We start from the raw sequence: 2051 nt of genomic DNA, 5'->3' as shown, positions 1-2051 counted from the left end.
CTTCGTGGTCTGGCGCCGGTGCGTCGTCGTCGGGCGGTGGCCGGTGGTGGGTCGGTGGGTGCGGGTTCGTTCGCGGGTCGGCTGGCGGGTCTGGGTGAGGCGGAGCGTCGTCATGTCGTGTTGGAGACGGTGCGTTCGGCGGTTGCGGGTGTGCTGGGGTATGCGGGGGCGGAGGCTGTTGATCCCGAGCGGGCCTTCAAGGAGTTGGGGTTCGACTCGTTGATGGCGGTGGATCTGCGGAACCGTCTTCAGGGGGTGACGGGTCTGCGGCTGCCGGCGACGCTGGTGTTCGACTACCCCTCGTCCTCGCTGCTGGCGGGCTTCCTGCTGACGGAGGCGTCCGGGGCCGAGCGGTCGGTGACGGCTGTGGTGTCCTCGCGGGCGGATGCGGCCGAGGATCCGGTGGTGATCGTCGGGATGGCGTGCCGGTTCCCGGGCGGGGTGGATTCGCCCGGGGGGCTGTGGAGTCTGGTGTCCGAGGGTGTCGACGCGATCTCGGGCTTCCCGACGGACCGTGGTTGGGATCTGGAGAAGCTGTACAGTCCGGACCCGGACACTCCCGGCACGTCGTACACGCGGGAGGGCGGGTTCCTGTACGAGGCGGACCGGTTCGATCCGGAGTTCTTCGGGATGAGCCCGCGTGAGGCGGTGGCGACCGACCCGCAGCAGCGTCTGTTGCTGGAGACGGCGTGGGAGGCGTTCGAGCGGGCGGGTATCGACCCGGTGAGCCTGCGGGGTTCGGACACCGGCGTGTTCGCCGGCGTGATGTACAACGACTACGGCTCGCGCATGCAGCAGGCCTCGGAGGGCTTCGACGGGTTCTTCGCCACGGGCACCGCCGGGAGCGTCGCCTCCGGCCGCGTGGCCTACACCTTCGGGCTCGAAGGTCCGGCCGTCTCGGTGGACACGGCGTGCTCGTCCTCGCTGGTCGCGCTGCACCTGGCCGCGCAGTCGCTGCGCCAGGGCGAGTGCAGCCTGGCGCTGGCCGGCGGTGTCGCGCTGATGTCGACGCCGACCACCTTCGTGGAGTTCAGCCACCAGCGCGGCCTGGCGCCCGACGGTCGCTGCAAGCCGTTCTCGGCCGACGCCGACGGCACCGCGTGGGGCGAGGGCGCCGGCCTGGTCCTGCTGGAGCGGCTGTCGGACGCACAGCGGCTGGGGCACCCGGTGCTCGCGGTGGTCCGCGGCAGTGCGGTGAACCAGGACGGCGCGTCGAACGGTCTGACCGCGCCGAACGGGCCCTCGCAGGAGCGGGTGATCCGTCAGGCGCTGGCGAACGCCGGTCTCACGACGGCGGACGTGGACGTCGTCGAGGCCCACGGCACGGGTACGCGGCTGGGTGACCCGATCGAGGCGCAGGCCCTGCTGGCCACGTATGGCCAGGGCCGCGACGCGGACCAGCCGCTGTGGCTCGGGTCGATCAAGTCCAACATCGGCCACACCCAGGCCGCCGCCGGCGTCGCGGGCATCATCAAGATGGTGCTGGCCATGCGGCACGGTGTGCTGCCGCAGACCCTCCACGCAGACGCGGCCTCCCCGCACGTCGAGTGGGAGAGCGGCGCCGTCGAACTGCTCAGCCGGGCCCGCACCTGGGAGGACGCCGGGCGTCCGCGTCGCAGCGCCGTCTCCTCCTTCGGCCTGAGCGGCACCAACGCCCACGTGATCCTGGAGCAGCCGCTTGCAGCGCAGGACGACCGGGCGGACGCGGCCGAGGTCGGGGCCACCGAGGTCTTGGAAGTGGTGCCGTGGGTGTTGTCGGGTCGTGGTGCGCGGGCGCTGGAGGGTCAGGCGGCGCGGTTGTTGTCGGCGGTGGATGGTTTGTCTTCGGCTGATATCGGTGTGTCGTTGGTGTCGTCGCGGTCGGTGTTCGAGGACCGTGCGGTGGTGTTGGGCGGGTCCGCCGCGCTGGCCGCGCTCGCTGAGGGTGTTGAGGCTCCGGGTGTGGTGCGGGGTCGTGCTGTTGCGGGTGGGCGGACGGTGTTCGTGTTCCCGGGGCAGGGTTCGCAGTGGGTGGGGATGGCGGTGGAGTTGTTGGACTCCTCCGAGGTGTT

General features: G+C 71.5%; 1 protein-coding gene. It reads left to right on the top strand.

Features of this window, described 5'->3' with window-relative positions:
• Window positions 1-2051, top strand: a 2051-nt coding sequence (locus ACFVFS_RS40720) for a beta-ketoacyl synthase N-terminal-like domain-containing protein (protein ID WP_380630165.1), incomplete at both ends; no start/stop codon positions are given.

The sequence above is a fragment of the Kitasatospora sp. NPDC057692 genome (assembly GCF_042799475.1).
Classification (GTDB): Bacteria; Actinomycetota; Actinomycetes; order Streptomycetales; family Streptomycetaceae; genus Kitasatospora.
This window is presented reverse-complemented; position numbering and strand designations above follow the sequence as displayed.